We start from the raw sequence: 23,449 nt of genomic DNA, 5'->3' as shown, positions 1-23,449 counted from the left end.
ATGCGCGCATTGATCGTGGCGTTCGCCGTGTTGGCTGCTGCGTGCACACCGCCGGCGCAGGCGCCGAGCGAAGAGACGGCGGCGACCGAGGGACAGGCTGGGCAAGCAGCGCAGGCGCCCGATCCTGAGCGCGATGCGATGGTTGATGCGCTTTCGGCGCAGGCAGGCGTCGAGATTGGGCTGCCGGTGACATTCGAGGTGACGACCAAGCGGGTCGAGGGCGAGTGGGGCTGGCTGGTGGCGCAGCCTTGGACGCGCGAGGGAGCGCAGATCGATTGGTCGACGACACGGTATGCGCAGCGTGCGGCGGATGGCGTGCTCGATGGCGGCGGGACCACCTATGCGCTGCTGCGGAAGCAGAACGGGACCTGGAGCGTGGTGGCGTTCGCGGTGGGGCCGACGGATGTCGCTTACGCCGACTGGCCGCAGCGTTACGGTGCGCCTGCGTCGATCATGACGGCCAACTGAGGTTAACGGCGCGCGGCTTGCAGAGTTCGTATTGCACTCGGCAACAAGCGGACTTTTCACCATGGGCCAACAACAGATTGCCGGCGTCGCCGTGCTGGTGGCGATGGCGTTTCTCATCATGGCGCTCAGCGCTTGCGCCAGTTCGGAACAGGCGCAGTTCGCGCCTGTCCTGGCAGCCGACCCGATCGACGCGCCGGCTGAGTTTCACGACGCGCACATCAGCAACGATGCGCTGCGTGACCGGCTGGGCAGCGAGTAACTATTTCGGATTCAGTTGATGCAGGAGGATCGGGTTGCCTTCTGAGTCACTGCACGGCGCCATGCGGCAGTGTGGGCCGGGGATGATGCCGTGCTTGAACTCGACGCCGGCAGCCTTCAGGCGCTCCATTAAGCTATCGAGATCTTCGACTTCGAGCGCGAGCGTGATGCCGTCACCTGGCTTGCTGGGTCCGAAACTGGAGAGCGCGATGCAGCCACCTAGCGGCAGGTCGTACTCGATCCACCAATTGTCGCCCTTGCCGCCGTGGAGGCCGACGGTGAGGCCGAGCGTTTCTTCATAGAATTTGCGGGCGCGTGGCACATCGGTGACGGGCAACATCGTGAAGGCGACTTTCTTGATCATCATTCTCTCCCCTATTTCTTGGCGGGCCTATCGAACGCGCGCATGGCGTCCTTGCCGACCCAGCGTTCGGTGGCGTCTTCCGAGACGCTGAGCTGTTCGGCGAGTTCGCGCGCGGCGGCGCGGCACTTTGAGCTCTTCTTGCCGCCGATGGCGCGGAGCGCCCAGTTGACGGCTTTCTTGACGAAGTTGCGCGGGTCGCTGGCGTTGTGCTCAATCAGCTCGAGGCCGCGCAAGCATTGCTCGTCGGTGATGGTTTTGTGCAGCGCAGCTGACGCGAGCAATGCGAAAGCGGCGCGCTTGGTGAATTCTTCTTTGGCCTTGGCCCACTTTTCGATCTGCTTGAAGGCGTGGGGCGAGCGGTCCCAGTAGTGGAAGCACGCGGTGTCGACCAAACCCCAATTGTCGCAATCCTTGACCCAGCGATCCATTTGCGCGGGCGTCACGTCGGCGGGATCGTCGATCATGGTGGCGAGCATGCGGGCGTCGTGGACGCCGCTCTTCCAGAGCTGTTCGGCAAGCGCGCGATTGTATCCGATGCGCTTCGCCATCATGCGCAGCGTGCCGACGGCGACGCCATAGACCGGCGCTTTGGTGACGATGCCATAGCGCTTGGCTAGATCGGCTTTGTAGGCGGGCGATGAGCCGCGTTTTAGTTCGGCGAGGACGGATTTGACATCGGGCGCCGCGGTTTTCGCCGCCGCTTTCTTGGCCTTCTTCGCGGGAGATTTCTTTGCCACGCTGCCGATCTCCGCGAGGCGCGCTTGAACGAGCTTCTTGATTAGCACGGCGGACGGCGGTTTGCCGATGGGAAAGCGGAAGCCGCCTTTGCTTACTTCGTATTGTTTGAGATCGGCGGCGAGCTTGGAGGTGATGGCGCCGCTCATGGGGAAGTATGAGCAGTGATTGGCACTGGCGTTGTAGCCGGCGATCGGCTTGCCTTGGATGAAGGCGGGCATGCCGTAGCTTAGGCCCTCCTCCGCATCTGGCGCCGCGGCGCGGATCGCCTTTCTCACCTCGTCCAGCGTCGCACGTTTATCGGCGCTGAGCTTGGCGAGATAGGCGTCCGCGTCCTTGGCCGACATCGGCTTATGCTTTCGCGGCGCGTTCGAGATCGGCGACGATGATCTTCGACATTTTCATCATCGCGGCGAAGACACGGTTGTTTTGAGCCTTGTCCGAACTGGTGGTGAGTTCGATCAGCTGCTTCGGCGTCACTTGCCAAGAAAGTCCGTAGCGATCCTTCAGCCAGCCGCATTGGCTTGGCGTGCCGCCGCCGGCGAGCAGGCTTTCCCAATAATGATCCACTTCGGCCTGGCCATCGCAATCCACGGTGAAGGAGATCGCCTCATCGAGTTTGAAGTGCGGACCGCCATTGATGGCGGTGAAGTGCTGGCCGTCGAGTTCGAACGCCACCGTCATGACCGTCCCCGCTTCGTAGGGGCTGCCTTCTGGATAGCGCGCGACCTGGTTGATCTTCGCGTTCTTGAAGATCGACACGTAGAACTTGGCGGCGTCCTCGGCTTCCTTGTCGTACCAGAGGAAGGGCGTGATCTTGTTCTTTGACATCATTTCCTCCTTCAGGCGGCTTTGGCTTTGAACATGTCGTCGAGGCGGGCGTAGCCCATCTCCATGCCGTCGGTCATGCCGGTGGAGACCGCGCCGTCACGCGCTTCTTTCGACGCGAACTTCATGGTGCAGCTGAGCGTGGTGACGCCCGCTTGCTCGTTGAGATCCAGTGACACGATCGCTGGATCGCCGACCGGCATCGACGTGCCGACAGTGCCTGGATCGTAGTATTCGTCATGCGCGACACGCGCGGGCGCGTTGACCTCAGTGAACGTGCCGAAGAAGCCGAACTGCTTACCGTCTTCCTTGTTTTTCCATTGCCATTTGTATGTGCCGCCGACGCGGACATCCATATCGCAGACGGGCATGTCCCAGCCGGGTGGGCCGAGCATCCATTTGACGATCAATTCGGGCTTGGTGTGCGCGTCGTAGACGAGCTGACGCGGCGCGTTGAATTGGCGCGTGACGCGAACTTCGCGATCGCTTGGCAGCGTGACTTGAGCTTGTGCTGGCATTATCATCTCTCCTTTCACGCGGCTTGCTTGGCGAACATGTCGTCGAGGCGGGTGTAGCTAAACTCCATGCCGTCAGTCATGCCGGTTGAGACGGCGCCATCACGCGCTTCCTTCGACGCAAACTTCATGGTGCAAACGAGCGTGGTGACGCCGTTCGCTTCTTGCAGATCGAGCGACACGAAGCACGGATCGCCTGCCGGCATCGAACCACCGATATCGCCCGGATCGAAGTATTGATCGTGCGCGAGCCGCGCCGGCGCATTCACTTCAGTGAAAGTGCCGAAGAAGCCGAACTGCTTGCCGTCTTCGCGGCTTTTCCACTGCCACTTGTATTTGCCGCCGACGCGGACGTCCATGTCGCGCACCGGCATATCCCAACTATCATAGCCGAGCCATTTCGGCAGGAGTTCGGATTTTGTATGCGCATCGTAGACGAGCTGACGCGACGCGTTGAATTGGCGGACGACACGGACTTCGCGATCGCTCGGCAACGTGACTTGTGCTGGTGCTGGCATTGTCTTCTCTCCTTGTTTCGTTGTTCGTCCGAAGGACGAACGGGTCCCCACCTGCGCCGACAGCGGCGCTTTCTTTGTTTTTGCGTTTGCTGACTAATCTGAGACCCGCGTTGAGGTCGCATCGAACCCGCCGCCCGGCCATTGCCAGCGGCCGGTGATTGTTTTGCCGTCTTCGTTGATCTTGCCTTTGAAGAAGTTGTCGGCTCCGAACCAGCTCCAAACCGTCCCGTCGTTGTCCACTTGATGCGTGTAGGTGAAATTGCTGCCGTCATCGGCCATGAGGTGCGAACGTAAGGACTGCGTGTCCTGGTCCCACGTGATGTACTCGACGCCGCTCAGGCGCCGGCCCCTGGGCGTTTCCGTCTCGAATTGTTGAATGAGAAAGTGTCCGCCCAAACCCCACTTGTAAGTTGAGGTTCCTGGCGCGCCGCCTTCATTTCTCCAAGAGCCAATGAGGTGGCCGCATTTCTTCAGCTCCGGATGAGGCGTAAGCGGCAATTCCGCGACGCGATAATTGTTGTTGTCCGCCATGATCCTCTCTCCTTGATCGCACCCACCCAACGCCGACATCGCGGCGCTATTTCTTTTTGCGTTTCGGCTTTGGTTTGGTTTCTTCGAGCAGCGCCTCGAGCAGATTGTCCAAGCGCTGATAGTTCTGCTCCCAGAACTCGCGATAGCGTTCGAGCCATTCGTTGGCGGCTTCGAGCGGTTCGGCTTCGATGCGGCATGGGCGCTTCTGCCCGTCGCGGCCCTTGGTGATGAGGCCGGCGTTTTCGAGCACGCGAAGGTGCTTTGAGATCGCGGGCTGGCTCATCGCGAAAGGTGCGGCGAGCTCCATCACCGAGGCCTCACCTTCCGCCAGCCGGGCGAGGATTGCGCGGCGGGTTGGATCGGCGAGAGCGGAGAATGTGGCGTCCAGGTTCATTGATAGCCGATTGGTTATATTCTGTTTTGGTTATATATCGGCTCGCGGCAGGGTCAAGGGGTTTTTTGCGGGTGATTTCTGGTGGTGCGTGGCGTCGCCCTTCGACAGGCTCAGGGTGACGCCATTTCTGGCGTCGCTATCCCAGTAGCGTCAGCCTGAGCCTGTCGAAGGGCAAGCGGGCCAACCATGCCGGCGAGGACGCCGGCGCTTCTTCTTCAGGTCGACTTGAAGCCGATCTTGGCGTGGGTGCCGTCGCAGAACGGCTTGGTGTTGGAGTGGCCGCAGCGGCAGAAGCGTGCGGCGGTCATGCGCGCGACCATGCGGCCGGTGCTGGCGATGATTTCCATGTTGCCGCGCACCATCAGTGGGCCATCGAGTTGCGGCGCGATGTCGATGGGGCCGTCGCGGACGGCGAGCATGGCGGTTTTGTCGCCGGTGGGCGGTTCACCTGAGGCAGTGAAGCCCATCTCGTGGTGCGAGCCGTCGCAGAACGGTTTGTTCTTCGATGCGCCGCAGCGGCAGAGCGTGGCGCGGAAGCCGATCGGCTCGCCATCGATGCGGAGATCGCCGCGGAAGGTGTAGGGCCCTGCTTCGAGTGTACGGATCAGATTAACCGGCGGCGCTTGTTCTTCGCGGCCTCCGTCGTTGCGGCGATATTGGATCGCGCCGGATGGGCATTCGCGCGCGACGGCCATCAGCTCTTCGGCGTCCATGTCGTCGGGATGAATCCACGGGCCTTCGACGTTGGCGAGGAAAACTTTTGGCGCGCCGGTCACGCAGAAGCGCGAGTGGATGCAGAGTTTGCCCTGGTAATGGATCGTGACCGTCTCGCCTTCGACGATCTCGACGCCATCGACGATGTGCTGTGGTGGGGCGGGCTTTGACGGCGGCGCGGCGGCTTGTGACGGTGAGGACGCAACCGGTTCGTCGCTCATGTCGGCGAACTTTGTCGCGCGCGCGGCGAGCGCTTTGAGCAGACCGGCGGCGCGGGCGACGCGGGTGTCGGATTGGTCGAGCCTGGCGGCGCCCTTGGCGAGTTCCGCCATGCGCTCGACGAAGAAACGCCGCGTGCTGGCAGCGCGCGGGAGCGGCGCGGAATCGCGCAGCGCGGTGAACGAGACGCCGGCGTTGCAATCGGGGTTGGATGGCCCGGCGGGGCGTCGCGCTGCGCTCTCGCCGAGCAACGCCAACGCCTTCATCAGATCGATGCCCAGATCGACGGCGAGACTCTTTTCCGCACTGGGGCTTGGCACGACGTAAGCGTGCGCGATGAGGCGCAGCATGGTTTGGTACGAGGCGTTGGCGACATCGACGATCGCTGACGCTTCCGGATCCTCGATCCAGACGCGCCCTTCCGGCTGTGGCGGGCGGCGCAACACCGGATTGGTGGCGGCGGCGTGCGCGGGTTCGAAGCGCGGGTTCTTGGCCTTCAGTGCCGTCAGCTCTTCGCGGATTTTGCGGAAGCGACAATAATGCGAATCCGGGTTTTCCTCGGAAGCGCCCTCGCCTTGCGTGATAATGGCGGCGCACGCTTGCTTCGCGGTCTTGGTGCAGAGCACGGGCTTGGCGCCACTGAGATCAATTTCGCTTGGCGAAAGTTGCAGCGCCGGATCACCGCAGAACAATTCTTTCTCGCCGAGCTTGCGGGACATGATGTCGAGCCCGGCCTCCATCGTTTCGTAGAATTCGCCGACGGTTGCGTAGTCGAAGCCCATGGGCGTGAGCCGGGGGGCGGGCGCGGCGCGCGAGAACGTGCGCGTGCACTCGAAGCCCTTGCCTTCGGGCTCGTCCGAGCCTTTGGGGCGTTCGAGAAAGATGAAGTGCTGCAGCACGTCTTCGCTGAAGGGCGCGAGCTTCACGACGATGCCGGCGGGCAGATAGCCCGGGTCGATGGGAAAGTTCACGCGGCCGAAGCGCGGCATACCGCCGACGCCCGCCGTGATGTTCCAAACCGCGGCGAGGTGGCCCATCTCATCGATTGAGACATCGACAATCGCGCGCCGCCAGCGCTTGACGGCTTCCGCCTCCTCTGCGTTGAGACCCTCCGCTTCGCCATCCTTCAGGCTGAAGGCTGCGTAAAGGTAGGTGCACATCAGGTTGTGCTCGATCTCGGCGGCTTCGTAGAGCGCGTGGATGAGCTGCTCGCGGGTGGGCAGGAGTACGGGCGCGTCCATGGGTGGAGCTTACTCTCAGTACCGCGCGGCCGCGAGATTATCCTTTCGTATGGCGCGGGCGCGTGACGGTTGGCGCGAGTCCGGGCATACTGGCGCGTCCATGAAGCCGTTCTCGACCGAGGATCTGCTCGCCTGCTACCGGCGCGGCGTCTTTCCGATGGCGGAAAGCCGCGCAGACGACGGATTCTTTATCGTCGATCCGGAATGGCGCTGCGTGTTTCCGCTGGATCGCGTTCATGTGCCGAAGCGGTTGGCGCGGACGCTGCGGTCGGGGCGGTTCAGCTTCACGATCGACCGCGATTTCGCGGCGGTGATCGACGAATGCGCGCAGCCGGGTGCGGGGCGCGAGGACACCTGGATCAACGCCGACATCCGCGCGCTTTATCTGGCGCTGGCAGCGAAGGGCGTGGCGCATAGCGTCGAGGCGCGGATCGGCGGCGAGTTAGTCGGCGGCTTGTACGGCGTAGCGCTGGGCGGGGCGTTCTTCGGCGAAAGCATGTACGCGCGGGCGACCGATGCGAGTAAAGCGGCGCTGGTGCATTTGGCCGCGCGGTTGCGGCACGGCGGGTTCAAGTTGCTCGATGCGCAGTTCATCACGCCACATTTGGAACAGTTCGGCGCGCAGACGCTGCCGCGGCGGATTTTTCAGGCAATGCTTGGCGTGGCGCTGGATGCGCCGGCGGATTTTGGTGCGCTGGCGGAGGATGCGAGTGGCGCGGCGTTGCTGGAGATTTTGCAGGCGTAGCGCGTTCCCATTCTCCCTTGCGGAGAAGGGGCTAGGGGATGAGGGGCGTTCAACCGCTCCGGCGCCTGATCGTTTGAACGCCCCTCACCCCGCCGCTGCGCGGCGACCCTCTCCGCAAGGAAGAGGGTTTCCGGCGCGCTTCACTTTGAGATTTTTTCCAGGCCGCCCATGTATGGGATCAGCGCCTTCGGCACGGTGATGCTGCCGTCGGCGTTTTGATAGTTTTCCAGCACCGCAACCAACGTGCGGCCAACGGCTAGGCCGGAGCCGTTGAGTGTGTGCACGAATTCAGTTTTGCCGTCCTTGTTGCGGAAGCGCGTGTTCATGCGGCGGGCTTGGAAATCGCCGCAGTTCGAGCAGGAGCTGATCTCGCGATACTTGCCTTGGCTTGGGAGCCAGACTTCGAGATCGTAAGTCCGCTTGGCGCTGAAGCCCATGTCGCCGGTGCAGAGCAGCATGGTGCGGAATGGAAGTTCGAGGCGCTTTAGCACCTCTTCCGCGCAGCGGACCATGCGCTCGTGTTCGTCGTGGCTTTGTTCGGGCGTGGTGATCGAGACCAGTTCGACTTTGCGGAACTGGTGCATGCGGATCATGCCGCGCGTGTCCCTGCCCGCCGCGCCCGCTTCGGCACGGAAGCACGGCGTGTCTGCGGTCATGCGGTTTGGCAGCGGCGCTTCGTCTAGGATTTGCTCACGGACGAGATTGGTCAGCGCGACTTCGGCGGTTGGCACCAGCCAGAAATCTTCGCGCGTTGGGGCTTGTTCGAGGACGTCCTTCAGCACTTCGGTGGGTTTGGCGTCCTTGCGGCGCGCGAATTCGTCGTCGAAGCGTTCGAGCGCCTCGAACAGCAATTCCTCGCGGCTGACGGTGCGCGCGGCGGTGAACTGATCGTCGATGAATTTCGGCAATTGTCCGGTGCCGAACATGACGTGGTCCTTGACCAAGAGCGGCGGCGCGACTTCGGTGTAGCCGTACTCGATCGTATGCAGATCGAGCATGAAGGCGGCGAGCGCGCGTTCGAGGCGGGCGAGTTGGCCTTTCAGCGCAACGAAACGTGCGCCGCTCATGCGGGCGGCGGCCTCGAAATCCATCATGCCCAGCGCTTCGCCGAGCGTGACGTGATCGGCGCTGAGTTCGACATTGGGCGGGCCGGCGGCGTCGGCCTTGTACCAGCGGCGGACTTCGATGTTGCCATGCTCATCGGCGCCGTCTGGGACTTGTGGGTCTGGCAGATTTGGCAGCGAGGCGAGTAAATCGTCGCGTTGCTTTTGCCACTGCGCCTCGTCGGCGCTGGTTTCATCGATGCGGAGTTTCAGCGCGGCGACTTGGGTCATCAGACGCTCGGCTTCGGCGTCATCCTTCTTGGCCTTGGCGGCGCCGATGGCTTTGGAGGCGGCGTTGCGCTGGGCTTCGGCGTCCTGCTTGGCGGTCGAGGCGGTGCGGAGCTTGGTATCGAATTCCAGAATCTTGTTGGCTTGCGCGGCCAGGCCTCTGCGCGCCCAGGCGGCGTCGTAGAGGACAGCGTTGTCGCGGATGGCGCGGATATCGTGCATGGGCGCTGCTTAGCGGAACGCGCGCGCGCGCGCTACGGGCCGGGAGAGTGAACGTCGGCAGCGGCGAGCGCCGCGGCCTCGACCTTCTCGCGTTTGCTCCGCGCCGCTTCGATGGCGGCGACGATCCAGATCGAGATTTCGTAGAGCAGGTAAACCGGCACGGCCATGACGACCATGGACACGACGTCGTTCGGCGTGACGAGCGCCGAGAACGCCGCGATGCCGACGATGGCGTAGCGGCGGCCCTTGCGCAGCGCCGAGGCTGAGACGATGCCGACGCGACCCAGGAGCGAAAGCACGACGGGCATCTGAAACATCAGACCGAAGGCGAGCACCAGAGTGGTGACCAGCCCCATGTATTCTTCAACCTTGGGCAGATAGCGGACGTGAACGGGCCCTTCGCTGACTTGCTGTCCCAACGCGAAGATGAGGGCCATGGGCATGGCGACATAAAAGACAAACGCGGCGCCCAGCGCGAACATGATTGGCGCGGCGACCATGAACGGCGCCGCGGCCGCGCGCTCCTTCTTGTAGAGCCCCGGCGCAATGAACGCGTAGGCTTGCCACGCGATGATGGGGAACGCGAAGATGATGCCGCCGAACAGCGCGATCTGCATCTTCACGGAGAAGAAGCCGAAGGCGCCGGTGTTGATGAGTTCGATGGCTTGGCCCGCGTTCTCGGGGTTGCTGCTAGCCATTGCCGTCTGGAACGGTTGAACCATGAACAGGAAAATCTTGTCGGCGAAGAAGAAGCAGATGATGACGCCGAGCACGACCCAAGCGAGCGACGCCATCAGCCGATTGCGCAGTTCGGCGAGGTGATCGAGCAGCGGAGCGCGCGAGGCTTCGACTTCCTCGTCGTCTTTGAGCGCAGTGTTGCTCACGGAGCGCTCCGCGCGATCGGCGCGGCGTCGGCGTGCTCGGGGACGTCGAGTGCCTTCCGCTCCTCCTCGATGGAGGAGCTGTCATCGCGTAGCGATGACTGAGGAGGTGCTACGCTCGGTTCTACGGGAGCGCCCTCTAATGGCTCGTCTTCACCTTCAACGCGCGCACCTCCTCCGCCACTTCGTGGCGCCTCCTCCATCGAGGAGGAGGCCATGCGCTCGGGCACCACCGGCGTCGGCTTCGAGATGCCGGCGTAGTCTTCGAGCGTCGGCAGCGGTTTGGTGATCTCGCGGGCGAGTTCGCCGAGGTTTGTGGTGCGGCGGAGCGCTTGGACTTCGCGCTTCAGTTCGTCGAGTTCGGCTTGGCGGGCGAGTTCATCGAAGCCGGTGCGGAATTCTTGCGCCATGCCGCGCAGCTTCGCGGTCCATTTGCCGAGCTTCCTGAACAGCAACGGCAAATCCTTCGGCCCCACCACCACGAGGGCGAGGATACCGAGGATAATGATCTCGTTGAAGCCGAGGCTCGGAAGCATTGCGGTTTAGCCCGCGCGCTCGATTACTGCGCGCGGTCTCCGTTGGTGGTCTGGTCCGGCACCTGGCGCGGCGGATCACCGGCGGCCGGCGGCGGGGTTTCGGGCTCGGACAGGCCTTTGCGGAAGCCCTTAATGCCCTTGCCGAGATCTTCCATCAGACCGGAGATGCGGCCCGGGCGGCTGAACAGCAGGAACGCCAGCACCAGGACGATAAGAATCGGGATCAACCCAGGCATATGCATTTGAACGGAACTCCAACTCGAGGACGCGCGCGGCGCTTACTCGTCTTGATCCATATGATCCACGAAAAAGCTTGCCGCGTCGTCACCATCCGACAGCGGTTCTTCGTCGCTCGCCAGCTCCTCGCTCGGGCGCGGCACATCCAAAGCACTGGCGGCGCGTGGATCGAGCAGGCCTAGGCCCTTGAGATCGTCCTTGCCTGGGAGGGCGTCAAGCGACGCCAAGCCGAACTGGCTCAGGAATGCGTCGGTAGTACCAAAGGTAAGTGGACGGCCAGGTGTGCGGCGCCGGCCCCGGGGCCGGATCCAGCTGATCTCAAGCAGCAGCTCCATGGAGCCGCGCGAGAGGCTGACGCCACGGATTTCCTCGATCTCGGCCCGGGTCACGGGCTGATGGTATGCAATTACCGCCAGCGTCTCCATCGCCGCCTTGGGCAGGCGCTTGGGGGCTTCGCGGGTTTCGGTGAAGAGGCTGGAAAGATCAGGGGCCGACTGGAAGCGCCAGGCGCCGCCCGCTTCGACCAGCTGGACGCCGCGCTCGGCGTAATCGGCTTTCAGCTTCATCAGCACGGTGGCGACGTCGACGGCGGGGCCAAGCTTTTCGCCGAGCGCCTTGGCGGTGATAGGTTCGCCGCCGGCGAACAGCAAAGCTTCGGCGGCGCGCATGGCGTCGGCGCTGGGTTCGGCGCGCGGGCGATCGCCGCCCTCGGTGAAGGCGTCTTCGAGGCGGCGCAGCTGGTCAGCGACGGGTTGGTCGGGCGAGTTCATTCGGTGGGGCCATTCTGGACTGGGCGCGCGCGCACGAACAGCGGCGCGAACGCTTCCGCTTGCCGCAGTTCGAGCTTGTGCTCGCGGGCGAGTTCGAGGGCGGCGCCGAAGGTGGAGGCGAGATAGCTCTCCGCCGGCGGTGCGTCTTCGCTGGAGTCCATCGGCGGCGTGATGGAGCGGATAGAGCTCCATTCTTCCAGGCGCGTAAGAGCCTGTTCGAGGCGCTTTCGCGCAGTTTCGAGCGGATAAGCGCGGCGGACTTGCGTTGTGTAGGCGCGCTTGCGGATGCTCTTGGCGCGTTCGGCGCAATAGGCGTTGAGCAATTCGTAGAGATCGGCGCGCCAGACGGTGTGCTTGGTGAGCACCGTCGTCGTGGGCTGGCCGTTCAGGAACACGTCGCGGCCGAGTTGCGGCATCTCCTGCAAGCGTTTCGCGGCGGCGCGCGCGAGTTGCAGGTTCATGAGCTTCTGCCGGAGCGCCGCTTCCATGGCTTGCGGGTCTGGTTCGTCTTCTGCGAGTTGTGGCTTGGGGATCAGCAGGCGCGATTTCAGCACCACGAGCCACGCGGCCATGACCAGATAATCACCGGCGATTTCCACGTTCGACGAGCGCGCTTCAGCGATAAAGGCGAGATACTGGTCAGCGATCTCGCCGACGGAAACCTTGGCGACGTCGATCTTCTTGGCGCGCGCAAGTTCGAGCAGGAGATGGAGCGGACCCTCGAAGTGATCGAGCGCGAGCATGAGCGCTTCGCCCTCGTCCGCCTGCTCGGCGGCGAAGAGATCACCTTCAATGATTTCGATGTCGTCGCTGCTCATCTCAAAATCACGTTCGTCATTCCGGACGCGTGGGACACGCGATCCGGAACCCAGGGGATCATAGACCAGTGTGGTTGCCCCTGGGTTCCGGGTTCTCGCTTCGCGAGCCCCGGAATGACGGATTTTAGCTGGTTTGGCTATTCATCAACAGATTGAAACGGGCCCAGCCAGCGTCTGCGTCGAATTCGCGCGCTGGGCGTTTTGCGAAGGATTCCACGGCGCGGGCGCGAACCATGGAGGGGCCGGTGAGATTGGCGCAGCCTTTGGCGGCTTCCTGCATGTCGGCGAGCTTGCCGGAGCATTGCAGCACCACATCGCAGCCCGCTTTGAGCGCGGTTTCGGCGCGCTGCTGCAGGCCGCCGTTCATGGCAAATTGCAGCGCGTGCATGTCGAGGTCGTCGCTCATCAACAGGCCTTCGAATCCGATGGTGGCGCGGATGATTTCGTCGATCACCTTCGGCGAGCAAGTCGCGGGTCGATCGGGATCCCAGGCTTCGTAGATAATGTGCGCGGTCATCGCGGCTTCGGCGTCGGCGAGGCGCGTGAAGGGATAGATGTCGTTGATGAGTTCGGCTTCGCTCACGCTCACGCGCGGCAGCGCAAGGTGGCTGTCGGCGGTGGCGCGGCCGTGGCCGGGCATGTGCTTGATGCAGCCGGCGACGCCGCCATCGTGCAAGCCTTCGAGCGCGGCGCGCGCGAGCGTGGCGACCAGCTTGGGTTCGGCGGAGAAGGCGCGATCGCCGACGATTTTGTCTGAGCCTTCGACAGGCACATCCAGCACCGGCGCATAGTCGCCATCGACTCCGATGGACTTTAGTTCGTGCGCAATGAGGCGGTGGCCGAGATAGGTCGCTTCGATGCCGGTGACATTGTCGCGCGCGAACGCCTCGCCATATTTTGCAGCAGCTGGCCACGTTGGCCATTCGGGCGCTTTGAGACGCGCGACGCGGCCGCCTTCCTGATCGATCCAGACAATGGCGTCGTGACCAGCGGCTTCGCGCAGTTCGTTGCAGAGCGCTTGCACCTGAACGCGTGAGACGCAGGCTTCGCGGAAGAGGATGAACGCCCACGGGCGCGCATCTTGGAAGAACGCGCGCATCTCCGCGTCGAGCTTGGCTTGGCGCACGCCTAAGGCAATTGAAAGCATGGCGGTCTCTTAGCGCGCGGCCACGATGCAGTCCTGGCCCATCTGCCGTATGCGCTCGCAGAAGCGGGCGGCGTTGGCGCGGTCGGCGAAGTAGCCGGCGCGGACGCGGTAGTAGATGCCGCGCTGGCCGAGATCGGCGCGCTCGACGTCGAGACGCGCGTGGGCGAAGAGTTGCGGTGCGCGTGAAGAAAGACGGCGCCAGGCTTGGTCGGTCGCGGCCTCCGATTGCAGTGCGGCGAGTTGGGCCACGTAAGGGCCGTTGTTGGCAAAGATCGGCGCCGTGCCCAGTTGTGGCGGGCCTTCGGCCGGCGCGTTTTCGACGATGACCGTTTCCGGCGCGGGGCGCGGGGTCACTTCGGCGGTTTGTTCGCTGACGCCTTCGAGCGAATCCGCGAAGGCGCCCTGCTCAACTTGATCCGGAGCGTTGCGCGCTTCGGCTGGCGGTTCGATTTTGTACGGCGATGTTGGCGCTGTGATGCGCGGGATTTCTGGGGCGCTGTAGAGCTGCCAAAGGAAGCCACCGAACGCGACCGCAACGACAAGCATCAGAATATAGACCATGCCCGCGTGACGCGCCTGATCGTCATACGCGTGCATGCGTGGATCGTAGCTTCTGCTCATTGTGCGCCACCTGCCCGGAATCGCGGGCGTTTACGGTTGTTTACCACGCGCGGCGTTCACCACCGCTTAATGCGCGCGGGAACTCCGCGAGGAATCCATAATTCCGCAGGCGTAACGGAAGCCTTAGCGTTCTAAGGTGAAAAGGCGCCGGTGTTCTTCGATGGCGTAATCGTCGGTCATGCCGGCGATATAATCGCAAACGCGGCGGGCGGTGCGTTGGCCGCGGGGGCCGTCGCCGCCCTCTTGCCACGCCGGAGGCAAGAGTTCCGGTTCGCCGAGGAAGAGATCGAACAGCTCGCGCAAGATGCGCTTGGCGTGGCTACGGGAGCGGTTGACCTTCCAGTGCCGGTACATGCGCTGCATCAGAAAGCGGCGCAGCACGGATTGGTGCTCGTTCATGACATCGCTGAAGCCGACGAGGGGCTTGCCGGCGGCGCGGATGTCTTCGGGGGTTTGCGGCTTTAGATCGTTCAGGCGATTAGTGGATTCCCAGACCAGATCATCCACCAGCACGCCGATCAGACGGCGAACCATTTCGGCTGAGGTGCGGAATTCGTCGATGTCCGGGTAGTCGCGTTCGACGGTGACGAGCACGCGTTCGACCATCGGCACGTCGGCGCGGATTTCGGCGAGTGTGAACAAGCCGGCGCGGAGGCCGTCGTCGATGTCGTGATTGTTGTAGGCAATGTCGTCTGAGAAGGCGGCAACTTGGGCTTCTGGACCGGGCCAGGACTCGAGTTCGAGATCGTGGGTGGCGACGTATTCTTGGATCGCGATCGGAAGGTCCTGCAGCGTGGCGCCATAGCGGATCAGCGGGCCGTTGTGTTTGACGACGCCTTCCAGCGTTTCCCAAGTGAGGTTGAGGCCGTCGAAGGTGGGATAGCGGCGCTCGAGTTTGGTCAGCACGCGCAGGGTCTGCGCATTGTGATCGAACCCGGCGTAGCCTTCCATTGCGGCGTCGAGGACGTCTTCGCCGGTGTGGCCGAATGGCGGGTGGCCAAGATCGTGAGCGATGCCGAGGGTTTCGGCGAGATCGTCATCGAGGCCCATCTGGCGCGCGACGGTGCGCGCGATCTGCGCCACTTCGAGCGAGTGCGAGAGCCGCGTGCGGTAGTGATCGCCTTCGTGGGCGACGAATACTTGGGTCTTGCCGCGCAGACGCCGGAACGCGCTGGAGTGGACGATGCGGTCCCTGTCGCGCTCGAACGGATTGCGGTTGCGGCTTTCGGGTTCCGGGTGCAGGCGGCCGCGGGATTTCGCTGGATCGGTGGCGTAGGGCGCGCGTGGCGGGCGGACGTAACCGCCCTCGCCGGCCAGTTTGGCCTTGGTGCGTTTCACAGCTTTCTGCCCGTCAGCCACGAACTGGCTTCTCCTCTTGGTCTGGTTGAGACCATATATGGGCTACAGTCGCTTGAGAAAGCGCTCATGGATTTGCGTTAACGAATGGCTGACATCGCCCTCTCCGCCTCCGCCGCCGAGCGGATCAAGACCGTGGTGGCTACCGAGCCCGCCGGCGCTGGCTTGCGCGTGGCGGTCGAAGGCGGCGGCTGCTCCGGTTTTCAGTACGAGATCGCAGTGGCGGGCGCGGCCAACACCGACGATCTGGTGATCGAGCGCGATGGGGCGCGGCTGTTCGTCGATCCGGTTTCGCTGCCCTTCTTGTTGGGCTCCGAGGTGGATTGGGTCGAGGAGCTGATCGGCGCTTCGTTCAAAGTGAAGAACCCCAACGCGACGTCGGCCTGTGGGTGCGGCGTGAGTTTCTCGGTCTGATGTTCGGCCGCTCCAAACTCGACAGCGGCTTGGACGCGTTCGAGAAAGGCAACTGGCGCCGTGCGCGGCGGTTGCTGGAAGAAGCGACGCAAGACGAAGAGCGCGCGGCGGGGTTCTACCATCTTGGCATCCTGTATTGGCGCGGGCTTGGCGGGCCGCGCGAGAAGGAAGCCGCGGTGGCGTGCTTTCGTCGCGCGGCGGATGGCGGGCATTCGGGCGCGGAGACCGCGTACGGGATTGCGCTGCGCGCTGGCTCTGGCGTGAACAAGGACGTAGAGAAAGCGCGGACGCTGTTTCGCTCGGCGGCGGGTGCGGGCGATCGCGATGCGATGATCGAGCTGGCGACGCTGAGTGAGCCGGACGACGCGCGGCGTTGGTTGCTGCGGGCGTCCGAGCTCGGACATGCGCCAGCGATGATGCATCTGTCGGACATGCTGATGAAGCGCGATCCGGTGGAGGCGCTGTCTTGGCTTTATGCGGGCGTGTCGCTTTCGGGGAATGATGCGGCGCGCAAGCGCGCCAAGGCGCTGGCGCGGGAGATGACGGCGGCGGAGATCGACGCGGCGCAAAAGGCCGGCCGGGTTTACGCTAAGGACATTGCGCAGCGGGCGCGGGATGCGCGGCGCTAGCGCGCCCGGCAATCGGCAGTCGGCAGTCGGCAATCGGGCGCCAATCTGTTGACGACTGCCGATTGCCGACTGCCTACTGCCGATATGAACGTGACTGAAGCCATCAAGACCCGCATTTCTGTGCGCGCGTTTAAGCCTGACCCCATCCCCGAAGCGCTAGTGCGCGAGATTTTGGATGTGGCGCGGTTTGCGCCATCGGGCGGAAATTTGCAGCCTTGGAAGGTGATCGCGGTGGCGGGCGCGGAGCGCGATGCGGTGGTGGCGTTGGCGCGGGCGAACTTGCCGGGGGATGAGGGCGAGCGGCTGGTTTATCCCGCGAACCTTTGGGAGCCCTATCGCACGCGACGCTACAAGCTGGGCGAGGACATGTATGCGAAGCTTGAGATTCCGCGCGAGAACAAGGGCGCGCGGCTGATGCACCTGGCGGAGAATTTCAATTTCTTCGGCGCGCCGGTGGGTTTGTTCTTTGTGATCGAGAAAGCCATGGGTCACGGCCAATGGGCGCATCTGGGCATGTTCATGCAAAGCGTGGCGCTGACGGCGATCGAGCGCGGCGTGCAAAGCTGCATGCAGGAAGCTTGGGCGCGCGTGCGCACGCCGTTGGCGGCGCATTTTTCGCTGCGCGACGAAGAGATGATCTATTGCGGCATGGCGCTGGGATACGCGGACACGGCGAAGCCGGTGAATGCGCTGCGCAGCGATCGGGCAGAGGTGGATGAGATTGCGGAGTTTCGGGGATTCTGATGTTGGCGAAAAGCTTGAGGTTGCAACACGTCGCGGGCGGCGTGCTCTGCCTCACCGGGCTCGCGATATATGTCGCGGGCTTGCCTGAGCATTATGTGTTCTTGCCGGCGTTGTTCTTCGTTCCGGGATCACTCATTTTGGCTTCCGCCACACCTGGCGCGCTTCAACTCGCCACGGCGTATATGCTGTTGTCTATACCGTGGGCGATATGCGGATTGCTTGTAACCTCAGGCGTCCTTCTTGGTCGCTTCGTCGTTCCTCAGAGAGCCGAGGTGAACCTCGTGATCTTCGGTCTAGCGGTTCTCTTGACGATCTCAGCGTTGCTCTACGCAATTGCGTTCTTCACTAGGTGGCGACGTCGGACGTGACGAACTACCGGCGCTACGCTTACGCGCCCCTATCCCGCGCATTCCCCAACACGCCGTCCTCCGCGAAGTCCACGATGGCGAACATCACGCCCATCAGCACGAGCCAGAGGATTGGTGCGAGCAGCATGATCATCGCGAACGGGTGCCCGGCTGCGTTGGCGGCCCAGGCGCTCTTCACGCTCACGAACGCAGCGATCGGGTAAATCCAGCACAGCAGCTCAGCGACGAGAAGCGCTACCGTCGAGCGCCAGTGCGCGCGTTCTTGCGGGGTGAGCAACCGTACGGCGGCGGCGAGGCTCGCCAGCCCTACCGCCACATGGAACAAGGTGAAGGCCCATAGGATTACAGTCATGGCGCTTTCTAACACGGCGCCGTGAAATTGGCTTCCCTTGGGCTTGCGACAGGCGGAAACTGTCGAGAACGGGGGCGAAGGAGTACGCCCATGACCGCCCATAAGGTTGGCGACCACGTCGAAGTGGAAGCCGAAGAGGCCCGCGCCGGGCAATCCGGGACGCAGCACGTTCGTTACATCATGGTGGTGTCGATCGTTCTGGTGCTGATCGGCTTTCTTGCGCTTGGCGCCTTCTGGTTTGGCAATTGAACCCTAGCCCGACGCCCGCTAAGGCGGGCGCATGGCCCTCAAGATTGCAGCCTGGAACGTCAATTCCATCCTCGCGCGCCTGCCGACGGCGCTGAAGGTGTTCGAGGACGTGGGCGCCGACATTTGGTGCCTCCAGGAGATCAAGTGCGAAGACCCGCGCTTCCCCCGGCTTGAGTTCGAGGCGATGGGCTACAACGTCGAGACGTTCGGGCAAAAGAGCTATAACGGCGTCGCCATTCTCTCGAAGTATCGCATCGAGGAATTCACGCGCGGCATTCCCGGCCTTGAGCATGAGCATTCACGCTACATTGAAGCAGTGATTGCGGCGCCCGGCGGGCCGGTGCGCGTGGCTTCGATTTACGCGCCGAACGGCAATCCGATCGGGACGGAGAAGTTTCAGTTCAAGCTGCAGTTCATGGAAGCGCTGCGCACGCATCTGCAATCTTTGCTGCCGCTGGAAGAGCGCTTCGTGATTGCGGGCGATTACAACGTGATCCCGCGCGACGTGGATTGCGTCGATCCGCGGACGTGGGTGACGGATGCGCTATTTCAGTCGGAGACGCGTGCCGCCTATCGCGCGCTGCAGAATATCGGGCTGACGGACGCCTACATGCAGGCCGATGGCGCGGCGCATAAGTACACGTTCTGGGACTACCAAGCCGGCGCCTGGCAGCGCGACAACGGCATCCGCATCGATCACCTCCTGCTCTCGCCGCAAGCGGCGGACGCGCTGGAGAACGTCGATATCTACAAGAAGGCGCGGTCGATGGAGAAGGCGTCCGACCACGTGCCGATTATTGGGACGTTCGCGGACTAATATGGACCGCCGGCGCCCTCGCCGGCTTCTTCGCTCATCCTGCAATCGCGTCGGCGGTTGAAGCTCCGTATGCCGGCGAGGCGCCGGCGGTCCATATTGTCACGGAGCTGTCGCGTTGCGCGGCTATGGCGTGACCCTTTCATTGAGAGGCTCACCGATGGCGACCTATATCGCGCGCATGATGGATTCCGCGACTGGCGCGGAAGGTTCCTACAAGTTCGAACACCGCGACGACCTGATGAGCCGGCCGGCGGACGATGTCGTGGCGGCGTTCTTCGAGCACGCTGACCGCGAAGTGTTCACGCGCGGGCATGTCGAATACGAACTCAATGGCGTGGTGAAGAACAAGGACATGAAGACGGTGGTCGCGATCGGTTCGCTGCACATGGCGGAGGACGCCGGGCGCGAGCCGCAGCCGTTCACGGTGTTTATCTCGGCGGCTTAGGCTCGCTCTCCTTGCGCAGGCGGCGCAGGAATTCCAGGACGTTCGGCTCGGTGCGAAAGCGGCGATAGACGCTCCAGAGCGTGAGCGGCGAGGCGTTGGCTTCGATGTGGGCGGTGAGATCGAGGCCGAGGCCTTCGCGGGTGCGGATTTCGAAGCCGAGTGGTGACGTCGCCTTCAGCCCTTGCGCAACTTCAATCACCAGATTGGCCATCGGGTGACCAGCGTTGACGAATACCACGATGGTGCTGGCCTTGGGCTTTAGTGCGCCGATGTCGCGGAGCAATTGCCGCGCGGGCGCGACGAGCTTCGGCGCGATCAGCGCGGCGTGAGCCATGCGCGGGAGCTCACGGATGCGCTTCAGCAAGCTTCCGACGCGGCTTTTCTTGGTGTTGCCGCGGTTGCGGATGAACTCGGTTTCGGCAGCGAGACCCCAAAGCGGGCGTACGCGCATGTGAGCGAGGCCCTTGGCGCTGTCGAGTTCGAGCAACGTGCGCGCGGGCGCGAGCGCAATCAGCGCGAACACGATGGCGATGCCACCGATGGCGATGCCGAGTGCGCTGAGGATAATCTCCAGGCTCACGTCTCGCCGCGCTCGCTGCGCGGGTCCGGCGCTTCGCCGTCCGGATCGTCTTCTTCCATGGCTGGGATAGCGTAACCGCCGGAGAACCAACGGTTCAGATCGACGTCGGCGCAGCGCTTTGAGCAGAACGGTTTGAACTTTGGGTCCTGCGGCTTGCCGCAGATGGCGCACTTGCTCATAGCGCTCTCGCATCGATGCGGTCGCGCGGGCCGGGTTGGGCGTCGAGCGTCCAGCGCATGCCGATGGAATTGGAGAGCTGCGCGCGCCAATCGATCTCGGCGGCGTCGAGCCAGGCTTTCACATCCGGTGACACTGTGCAGGCGATCTGGCGGCCGGTCTGGGCGCGGCCTTCACGTTCGATGGCGCGGAGCGCCATCAACGCTACGGTTTCGGTGCTGAGGCGGCCGTCCACGTCGCGGAGTTGTTCGTGCAGCGGCGTGCGGAGTTGCGCGCGGGCGAGATCGAACACGCCGAAGCGGGAGAGCGCGCCGAACTGAATGCTCCACGGATCGCCGGCGAAGGCTTGGCGCACGGCCTCCTCCAATTGCTTTCCATGCGATTTGGCGCGCATCGACACGAAATCAATGGCGATGATGCCGGCGAGATTGCGGAGCCTGATCTGGCGGGCGGCTTCGATTGCGGCGGCGACGTTGAGATCGAGCGCAAAGCGTTCGGGATCGCCGGAGCCGGCGCGGCCGCCGGCGTCGACATCGATGGCGACGAGCGCAGATGTGGGTTCGATGGTGAGCGCGCCGCCGCCGGGAATGGGCGCGGTGCGGGCGAGAGAGTCTTCGATTGACGCATCGAGCTTGGCGCGGATGGCGGGATCGGCGGCGCGGGCGAGGATGAGTTCGCTGTCGCATTCGTGTTGGCCGATGCGGTGCGGGGCTTCACCATCGTGGCCGATTTCGCTGAGGTCGAGCACCGGGTTCTTGGTGCGCGCGGCTTCGCGGGTGACGGCGACGATGACGCCTTGGCCTTCGTGCAAGACGACGCGCTCTTTGCGCATGCGGACGCGACCGTCGTCGCCGAGGGGTAGGAAGCCCTGTTGATCGCGGAGGCCGAGATCGAGGTAGGCGCCGCGACGGCGTTTATCCACTTCACGAACGCGCGCACAATAAAGCTCGCCCCAGCGGGCGCGGCGGCCTTCGTCGCTGGCGCGCGCAACGCGCAGCGCGATCGGCTTGCCTTCGCGCACGAGCGCTTCGCGGGTTTCGCCGATCGCGGCGTCGATCCAGGTTTCGAGCGGTTCGCTCATCGCGCGGACTCGAGAAGGTTTGCCGTCTCGTAGAGCGGCAGGCCGACGATGGCGGTGTAGGAGCCGATGACGCTGGTGACGTAGCGCGCGGCCAGGCCCTGAATGGCGTAACCGCCGGCTTTGCCCTGCCATTCGTTGCTGGCGATGTAGGCGTCGATTTCTTGCGCGCTGAGGCGCTTGAAGGCGACGCGGGCTTCCGCGAGGCGCGTGCGTGTAACGCCCTTGGCCTTCACCGCGACGCCGGTGAGCACGCGATGCGAGCGGCCGGAGAGTAGTGCCAAGCACTCGCGCGCATGTTGTTCGGTTTCGGTTTTGGGCAAAAGGCGGCGACCAACGGCGACGACGGTGTCAGCGGCGAGGATGATGGCGTTGTCGGCGTTCACCGCTTCGGCTTTTGCGCGCGCGAGGCGGAGCGCGAGCAAGCGTGGGGTTTCGCCTTTGAGAGGGGTTTCATCGATGTAGGTGGCGACGACTTCGTCGGGTGTGATCCCGATCTGCGCTAAGAGCGCCAGACGGCGCGGGCTCGCGCTCGCCAGCACAAGACGCGTCATGGGCGCTTCGGGAAGCCCAGGCGGTCAGCGATGATACGGTCCACTAAGCGCGGGTTCATAAGCCGCGGCAGTGTGCGGTCCATGAAGGGATTGCGCAGGATGTGGTAGCGCGTCTTGGGCTTAGGATCGCTGAGACAGAACCAGATCAGGTCGCCTACGTCGGACGCCGGCAGACCTTTTTTTCCTTGGCTCAGCATGTAGTCGGCGACGCGTTCCACCATCGGCGCGTACTTGGTGTTGGAGAAGCGCTTCAGGTCTTCGCCTTCAGCCTTGTCCCAGATCGGCGTGGCGATAGCGCCGGGGCCGATGACGATGACGTCGATGCCGTAGAGCATGAGTTCGCGGCGCAACGATTGCGAATAGCCCTCGATGGCGAACTTCGATGACGCGTAAGGCCCAACGAACGGCGCGCCGTTTTGACCGCCGACGGACGAGATCATCACGATACGGCCGGGATTGCCGGTGCGGCTCTCCTCGGCGCCGAGCAGATCGGCGAAGGCGCGCGTGACGGTGTGGACGCCGAACACGTTGATCTCGAACTGACGGCGCATGTCGTCGGTGTCGAGATGCAGCAACGGGCCAGGCACGGCGATGCCGGCATTGTTGACGAGGCCGAACAGCTTGCGGTTGCCCAGCGCGGCGGCCACTTGCGCGGCGCCAGCGCGGACGGCGGCTTCGTCGGCGACGTCAAAGATGAGCGGGGTGACGGCGTCAGCGAACTCGGCTTGCAGTGCGTCAGCGTCGGTTTGCTTGCGGACGCTGGCGAAGACGTGAGCGCCCTCCCGCACGGCTTTCGTGACGGCGGCCCGGCCGATGCCGGTGCTGGCGCCGGTGACAACGACGGCGCGATCGAGTGAGCCTGATGCCATTACTTGAATCTGTACGTGATCCGACCCTTGGTCAGATCATACGGGGTCATCTCAACCAGCACCTTATCCCCGGCCAGAACGCGGATGCGGTTCTTGCGCATCTTGCCGGCGGTGTGGGCGATGATCTCGTGGTCGTTCTCGAGCTTCACCAGGAACGTCGCGTTGGGCAGTAGCTCAACCACGGTTCCCGCGAATTCCAATAGTTCTTCCTTGGCCATTCTTTCTCCTGAATCGGCACGGCGGGGGCCTTATAGGGGGGCCAGCTTAGCCCGTCGATGGGCGGACGAAGCGCTGGGCGATCCTTTTGGCCAGACCGTCCCGAACCGCGCGGTATTCCATAAGAACCTGATCGCGTGAGCCTTCCGCCAGGGAGGGGTCGAAAGTCGGCCAGTACTCGGCGGCCGCACCCAGCTGGGGAATCTGGTCCAGCAGGGTGTGGTGCGCTTCGGGACTGAGCGTGACGATGAGGTCGAACGGGCCGTCGTCGTAATACTCGCCGAAGGCGTCGAGGCCCTTTGGGCGCTGGCGCGAGATGTCGATGCCAGCTTCATCCATGACGAAGGCGGCCATGGTGGAGAGTTCCTCGCCGGGGCGTACGCCGACGCTATCGACGCGGACCAGCGTGCCGAATTGGAGTTGCATCAGGCCAGCGGCCATGGGCGAGCGGATGATGTTGTGCGTGCACGCAAACAGCACCGACGCCGGCAATACCCCCGACACGAGC

The 23,449-nt window shown here is 63.7% G+C and carries 34 protein-coding genes; 9 read left to right on the top strand and 25 right to left on the bottom strand.

Annotated features, from left to right (window positions below):
- The gene (locus DSM104635_RS08315; RefSeq protein ID WP_158765752.1) at positions 1–468 is read left to right on the top strand and encodes a hypothetical protein; all 468 of its coding nucleotides are present in this window, start codon (positions 1–3) and stop codon (positions 466–468) included.
- A 31-nt stretch (positions 469–499) separates the two neighbouring features.
- Positions 500–727 (top strand): hypothetical protein, encoded by a 228-nt coding sequence (locus DSM104635_RS08310; RefSeq protein WP_228445970.1) that lies wholly within the window; start codon positions 500–502, stop codon positions 725–727.
- Here DSM104635_RS08310 and DSM104635_RS08305 read toward each other — a convergent pair whose 3' ends face one another.
- The 8 genes from DSM104635_RS08305 to DSM104635_RS08270 form a co-directional block, all read right to left on the bottom strand.
- Positions 728–1,093, bottom strand: a complete 366-nt coding sequence (locus DSM104635_RS08305) for a VOC family protein (protein ID WP_228445968.1) — start codon at positions 1,091–1,093, stop codon at positions 728–730.
- Positions 1,094–1,101: 8 nt separating this feature from the next.
- Positions 1,102–2,172 carry a DNA alkylation repair protein gene (locus DSM104635_RS08300; protein ID WP_158765750.1) on the bottom strand — a complete coding sequence of 357 codons (1,071 nt, stop codon included), beginning with the start codon at positions 2,170–2,172 and terminating at the stop codon, positions 1,102–1,104.
- A 4-nt stretch (positions 2,173–2,176) separates the two neighbouring features.
- Entirely contained in the window at positions 2,177–2,656 is a 480-nt protein-coding gene (locus tag DSM104635_RS08295) for a VOC family protein (RefSeq protein WP_228445966.1), read from the bottom strand.
- Positions 2,657–2,667: 11 nt separating this feature from the next.
- On the bottom strand, positions 2,668–3,171 hold the full coding sequence (locus DSM104635_RS08290; RefSeq protein ID WP_187448177.1) for an SRPBCC family protein: 504 nt from the start codon (positions 3,169–3,171) through the stop codon (positions 2,668–2,670).
- Between the two features lie 14 nt (positions 3,172–3,185).
- Complete coding sequence (locus DSM104635_RS08285) at positions 3,186–3,686, bottom strand: SRPBCC domain-containing protein (RefSeq protein WP_158765747.1); 501 nt, start codon at positions 3,684–3,686, stop codon at positions 3,186–3,188.
- Between the two features lie 93 nt (positions 3,687–3,779).
- Entirely contained in the window at positions 3,780–4,217 is a 438-nt protein-coding gene (locus DSM104635_RS08280; protein WP_158765746.1) for a hypothetical protein, read from the bottom strand.
- A gap of 46 nt (positions 4,218–4,263) precedes the next feature.
- The gene (locus tag DSM104635_RS08275) at positions 4,264–4,611 is read right to left on the bottom strand and encodes an ArsR/SmtB family transcription factor (RefSeq protein ID WP_158765745.1); all 348 of its coding nucleotides are present in this window, start codon (positions 4,609–4,611) and stop codon (positions 4,264–4,266) included.
- 215 nt (positions 4,612–4,826) lie between these two features.
- Positions 4,827–6,785: a ferritin-like domain-containing protein gene (locus DSM104635_RS08270; RefSeq protein ID WP_158765744.1), complete on the bottom strand. Its 1,959-nt coding sequence runs from the start codon at positions 6,783–6,785 to the stop codon at positions 4,827–4,829.
- Between the two features lie 100 nt (positions 6,786–6,885).
- On the opposite strand from DSM104635_RS08270, the gene aat reads away from it, so the two are divergent.
- Complete coding sequence (gene aat, locus DSM104635_RS08265) at positions 6,886–7,530, top strand: leucyl/phenylalanyl-tRNA--protein transferase (protein ID WP_158768045.1); 645 nt, start codon at positions 6,886–6,888, stop codon at positions 7,528–7,530.
- Between the two features lie 140 nt (positions 7,531–7,670).
- On the opposite strand, the gene serS is transcribed toward aat, so the two are convergent.
- The 9 genes from serS to DSM104635_RS08220 all read right to left on the bottom strand — a co-directional run bounded on the left by serS (position 7,671) and on the right by DSM104635_RS08220 (position 15,410).
- Entirely contained in the window at positions 7,671–9,083 is a 1,413-nt protein-coding gene (gene serS, locus DSM104635_RS08260) for a serine--tRNA ligase (RefSeq protein ID WP_158765743.1), read from the bottom strand.
- 32 nt (positions 9,084–9,115) lie between these two features.
- Complete coding sequence (gene tatC, locus DSM104635_RS08255) at positions 9,116–9,967, bottom strand: twin-arginine translocase subunit TatC (protein WP_228445964.1); 852 nt, start codon at positions 9,965–9,967, stop codon at positions 9,116–9,118.
- On the bottom strand, positions 9,964–10,500 hold the full coding sequence (gene tatB, locus DSM104635_RS19995) for a Sec-independent protein translocase protein TatB (RefSeq protein ID WP_158765742.1): 537 nt from the start codon (positions 10,498–10,500) through the stop codon (positions 9,964–9,966). The genes tatC and tatB overlap by 4 nt, the downstream gene beginning before the upstream one ends.
- A gap of 23 nt (positions 10,501–10,523) precedes the next feature.
- The gene (locus tag DSM104635_RS08245) at positions 10,524–10,736 is read right to left on the bottom strand and encodes a twin-arginine translocase TatA/TatE family subunit (RefSeq protein ID WP_158765741.1); all 213 of its coding nucleotides are present in this window, start codon (positions 10,734–10,736) and stop codon (positions 10,524–10,526) included.
- Between the two features lie 42 nt (positions 10,737–10,778).
- Positions 10,779–11,507: an SMC-Scp complex subunit ScpB gene (scpB, locus tag DSM104635_RS08240; RefSeq protein WP_158765740.1), complete on the bottom strand. Its 729-nt coding sequence runs from the start codon at positions 11,505–11,507 to the stop codon at positions 10,779–10,781.
- Positions 11,504–12,325 (bottom strand): segregation and condensation protein A, encoded by an 822-nt coding sequence (locus DSM104635_RS08235; RefSeq protein WP_158765739.1) that lies wholly within the window; start codon positions 12,323–12,325, stop codon positions 11,504–11,506. The genes scpB and DSM104635_RS08235 overlap by 4 nt, the downstream gene beginning before the upstream one ends.
- A gap of 124 nt (positions 12,326–12,449) precedes the next feature.
- Positions 12,450–13,472, bottom strand: a complete 1,023-nt coding sequence (gene nagZ / locus DSM104635_RS08230; protein WP_158765738.1) for a beta-N-acetylhexosaminidase — start codon at positions 13,470–13,472, stop codon at positions 12,450–12,452.
- A 9-nt stretch (positions 13,473–13,481) separates the two neighbouring features.
- On the bottom strand, positions 13,482–14,093 hold the full coding sequence (locus tag DSM104635_RS08225; RefSeq protein WP_158765737.1) for an SPOR domain-containing protein: 612 nt from the start codon (positions 14,091–14,093) through the stop codon (positions 13,482–13,484).
- Between the two features lie 123 nt (positions 14,094–14,216).
- The gene (locus DSM104635_RS08220; RefSeq protein ID WP_158768043.1) at positions 14,217–15,410 is read right to left on the bottom strand and encodes a deoxyguanosinetriphosphate triphosphohydrolase; all 1,194 of its coding nucleotides are present in this window, start codon (positions 15,408–15,410) and stop codon (positions 14,217–14,219) included.
- A 126-nt stretch (positions 15,411–15,536) separates the two neighbouring features.
- Between DSM104635_RS08220 and erpA the strand changes: the two genes are divergently transcribed.
- The 3 genes from erpA (at position 15,537) to DSM104635_RS08205 (ending at position 17,236) form a co-directional block, all read left to right on the top strand.
- Positions 15,537–15,863, top strand: a complete 327-nt coding sequence (gene erpA, locus DSM104635_RS08215; RefSeq protein ID WP_158765736.1) for an iron-sulfur cluster insertion protein ErpA — start codon at positions 15,537–15,539, stop codon at positions 15,861–15,863.
- Complete coding sequence (locus tag DSM104635_RS08210; protein WP_158765735.1) at positions 15,863–16,492, top strand: tetratricopeptide repeat protein; 630 nt, start codon at positions 15,863–15,865, stop codon at positions 16,490–16,492. Before erpA ends, DSM104635_RS08210 begins: the two co-directional genes overlap by 1 nt.
- An 84-nt stretch (positions 16,493–16,576) precedes the next feature.
- A complete protein-coding gene (locus DSM104635_RS08205; protein ID WP_158768042.1) occupies positions 16,577–17,236 on the top strand; it encodes a nitroreductase in 660 nt (219 codons plus the stop codon).
- Positions 17,237–17,623: 387 nt separating this feature from the next.
- On the opposite strand, the gene DSM104635_RS08200 is transcribed toward DSM104635_RS08205, so the two are convergent.
- Positions 17,624–17,956: a hypothetical protein gene (locus DSM104635_RS08200; RefSeq protein ID WP_158765734.1), complete on the bottom strand. Its 333-nt coding sequence runs from the start codon at positions 17,954–17,956 to the stop codon at positions 17,624–17,626.
- 90 nt (positions 17,957–18,046) lie between these two features.
- On the opposite strand from DSM104635_RS08200, the gene DSM104635_RS08195 reads away from it, so the two are divergent.
- From DSM104635_RS08195 to DSM104635_RS08185, 3 genes are all read left to right on the top strand, one after another.
- Positions 18,047–18,205 (top strand): hypothetical protein, encoded by a 159-nt coding sequence (locus tag DSM104635_RS08195; protein ID WP_158765733.1) that lies wholly within the window; start codon positions 18,047–18,049, stop codon positions 18,203–18,205.
- Between the two features lie 31 nt (positions 18,206–18,236).
- Entirely contained in the window at positions 18,237–19,022 is a 786-nt protein-coding gene (gene xth, locus DSM104635_RS08190) for an exodeoxyribonuclease III (protein ID WP_158765732.1), read from the top strand.
- 157 nt (positions 19,023–19,179) lie between these two features.
- On the top strand, positions 19,180–19,467 hold the full coding sequence (locus tag DSM104635_RS08185) for a hypothetical protein (protein ID WP_158765731.1): 288 nt from the start codon (positions 19,180–19,182) through the stop codon (positions 19,465–19,467).
- Here the strand turns inward: DSM104635_RS08185 and DSM104635_RS08180 are convergent.
- The 7 genes from DSM104635_RS08180 to DSM104635_RS08150 are packed head-to-tail and all read right to left on the bottom strand — an operon-like array spanning position 19,451 to position 23,445.
- Positions 19,451–20,047, bottom strand: coding sequence for a hypothetical protein (locus DSM104635_RS08180; RefSeq protein ID WP_158765730.1), 597 nt, complete (start codon positions 20,045–20,047; stop codon positions 19,451–19,453). The two genes, DSM104635_RS08185 and DSM104635_RS08180, sit on opposite strands and share 17 nt — an antisense overlap.
- Entirely contained in the window at positions 20,044–20,226 is a 183-nt protein-coding gene (locus tag DSM104635_RS08175) for a DNA gyrase inhibitor YacG (protein WP_158765729.1), read from the bottom strand. The genes DSM104635_RS08180 and DSM104635_RS08175 overlap by 4 nt, the downstream gene beginning before the upstream one ends.
- Entirely contained in the window at positions 20,223–21,305 is a 1,083-nt protein-coding gene (locus tag DSM104635_RS08170; RefSeq protein ID WP_158765728.1) for a ribonuclease E/G, read from the bottom strand. Before DSM104635_RS08170 ends, DSM104635_RS08175 begins: the two co-directional genes overlap by 4 nt.
- On the bottom strand, positions 21,302–21,856 hold the full coding sequence (locus tag DSM104635_RS08165; RefSeq protein WP_158765727.1) for a Maf family protein: 555 nt from the start codon (positions 21,854–21,856) through the stop codon (positions 21,302–21,304). Before DSM104635_RS08165 ends, DSM104635_RS08170 begins: the two co-directional genes overlap by 4 nt.
- The gene (locus tag DSM104635_RS08160) at positions 21,853–22,725 is read right to left on the bottom strand and encodes an SDR family NAD(P)-dependent oxidoreductase (RefSeq protein ID WP_158765726.1); all 873 of its coding nucleotides are present in this window, start codon (positions 22,723–22,725) and stop codon (positions 21,853–21,855) included. Before DSM104635_RS08160 ends, DSM104635_RS08165 begins: the two co-directional genes overlap by 4 nt.
- Positions 22,725–22,943 (bottom strand): translation initiation factor IF-1, encoded by a 219-nt coding sequence (gene infA, locus DSM104635_RS08155; protein ID WP_135210512.1) that lies wholly within the window; start codon positions 22,941–22,943, stop codon positions 22,725–22,727. The genes DSM104635_RS08160 and infA overlap by 1 nt, the downstream gene beginning before the upstream one ends.
- Before the next feature lie 46 nt (positions 22,944–22,989).
- Positions 22,990–23,445, bottom strand: coding sequence for an arsenate-mycothiol transferase ArsC (locus DSM104635_RS08150; protein ID WP_158765725.1), 456 nt, complete (start codon positions 23,443–23,445; stop codon positions 22,990–22,992).
- Between the last annotated feature and the right edge of the window lie 4 nt (positions 23,446–23,449).

This window comes from Terricaulis silvestris (genome assembly GCF_009792355.1).
Lineage (GTDB): Bacteria > Pseudomonadota > Alphaproteobacteria > Caulobacterales > Aquidulcibacteraceae > Vitreimonas > Vitreimonas silvestris.
The sequence above is the reverse complement of the archived record's forward strand: the minus strand, read 5'-3'. Positions and strand labels throughout refer to the sequence as shown.

Bases quoted from the DNA above. Each gene is read 5' to 3' on its own strand.
- DSM104635_RS08315 (WP_158765752.1), top strand. From the start codon at position 1: ATGCGCGCATTGATCGTGGCGTTCGCCGTGTTGGCTGCTGCGTGCACA.
- DSM104635_RS08305 (WP_228445968.1), bottom strand. From the start codon at position 1,093: ATGATGATCAAGAAAGTCGCCTTCACGATGTTGCCCGTCACCGATGTG.
- DSM104635_RS08300 (WP_158765750.1), bottom strand. From the start codon at position 2,172: ATGTCGGCCAAGGACGCGGACGCCTATCTCGCCAAGCTCAGCGCCGAT.
- DSM104635_RS08295 (WP_228445966.1), bottom strand. From the start codon at position 2,656: ATGTCAAAGAACAAGATCACGCCCTTCCTCTGGTACGACAAGGAAGCC.
- DSM104635_RS08290 (WP_187448177.1), bottom strand. From the start codon at position 3,171: ATGCCAGCACAAGCTCAAGTCACGCTGCCAAGCGATCGCGAAGTTCGC.
- DSM104635_RS08285 (WP_158765747.1), bottom strand. From the start codon at position 3,686: ATGCCAGCACCAGCACAAGTCACGTTGCCGAGCGATCGCGAAGTCCGT.
- DSM104635_RS08280 (WP_158765746.1), bottom strand. From the start codon at position 4,217: ATGGCGGACAACAACAATTATCGCGTCGCGGAATTGCCGCTTACGCCT.
- DSM104635_RS08275 (WP_158765745.1), bottom strand. From the start codon at position 4,611: ATGAACCTGGACGCCACATTCTCCGCTCTCGCCGATCCAACCCGCCGC.
- DSM104635_RS08270 (WP_158765744.1), bottom strand. From the start codon at position 6,785: ATGGACGCGCCCGTACTCCTGCCCACCCGCGAGCAGCTCATCCACGCG.
- aat (WP_158768045.1), top strand. From the start codon at position 6,886: ATGAAGCCGTTCTCGACCGAGGATCTGCTCGCCTGCTACCGGCGCGGC.
- serS (WP_158765743.1), bottom strand. From the start codon at position 9,083: ATGCACGATATCCGCGCCATCCGCGACAACGCTGTCCTCTACGACGCC.
- tatB (WP_158765742.1), bottom strand. From the start codon at position 10,500: ATGCTTCCGAGCCTCGGCTTCAACGAGATCATTATCCTCGGTATCCTC.
- DSM104635_RS08245 (WP_158765741.1), bottom strand. From the start codon at position 10,736: ATGCCTGGGTTGATCCCGATTCTTATCGTCCTGGTGCTGGCGTTCCTG.
- scpB (WP_158765740.1), bottom strand. From the start codon at position 11,507: ATGAACTCGCCCGACCAACCCGTCGCTGACCAGCTGCGCCGCCTCGAA.
- DSM104635_RS08235 (WP_158765739.1), bottom strand. From the start codon at position 12,325: ATGAGCAGCGACGACATCGAAATCATTGAAGGTGATCTCTTCGCCGCC.
- nagZ (WP_158765738.1), bottom strand. From the start codon at position 13,472: ATGCTTTCAATTGCCTTAGGCGTGCGCCAAGCCAAGCTCGACGCGGAG.
- DSM104635_RS08225 (WP_158765737.1), bottom strand. From the start codon at position 14,093: ATGAGCAGAAGCTACGATCCACGCATGCACGCGTATGACGATCAGGCG.
- erpA (WP_158765736.1), top strand. From the start codon at position 15,537: ATGGCTGACATCGCCCTCTCCGCCTCCGCCGCCGAGCGGATCAAGACC.
- DSM104635_RS08210 (WP_158765735.1), top strand. From the start codon at position 15,863: ATGTTCGGCCGCTCCAAACTCGACAGCGGCTTGGACGCGTTCGAGAAA.
- DSM104635_RS08205 (WP_158768042.1), top strand. From the start codon at position 16,577: ATGAACGTGACTGAAGCCATCAAGACCCGCATTTCTGTGCGCGCGTTT.
- DSM104635_RS08200 (WP_158765734.1), bottom strand. From the start codon at position 17,956: ATGACTGTAATCCTATGGGCCTTCACCTTGTTCCATGTGGCGGTAGGG.
- DSM104635_RS08195 (WP_158765733.1), top strand. From the start codon at position 18,047: ATGACCGCCCATAAGGTTGGCGACCACGTCGAAGTGGAAGCCGAAGAG.
- xth (WP_158765732.1), top strand. From the start codon at position 18,237: ATGGCCCTCAAGATTGCAGCCTGGAACGTCAATTCCATCCTCGCGCGC.
- DSM104635_RS08185 (WP_158765731.1), top strand. From the start codon at position 19,180: ATGGCGACCTATATCGCGCGCATGATGGATTCCGCGACTGGCGCGGAA.
- DSM104635_RS08175 (WP_158765729.1), bottom strand. From the start codon at position 20,226: ATGAGCAAGTGCGCCATCTGCGGCAAGCCGCAGGACCCAAAGTTCAAA.
- DSM104635_RS08170 (WP_158765728.1), bottom strand. From the start codon at position 21,305: ATGAGCGAACCGCTCGAAACCTGGATCGACGCCGCGATCGGCGAAACC.
- DSM104635_RS08165 (WP_158765727.1), bottom strand. From the start codon at position 21,856: ATGACGCGTCTTGTGCTGGCGAGCGCGAGCCCGCGCCGTCTGGCGCTC.
- DSM104635_RS08160 (WP_158765726.1), bottom strand. From the start codon at position 22,725: ATGGCATCAGGCTCACTCGATCGCGCCGTCGTTGTCACCGGCGCCAGC.
- infA (WP_135210512.1), bottom strand. From the start codon at position 22,943: ATGGCCAAGGAAGAACTATTGGAATTCGCGGGAACCGTGGTTGAGCTA.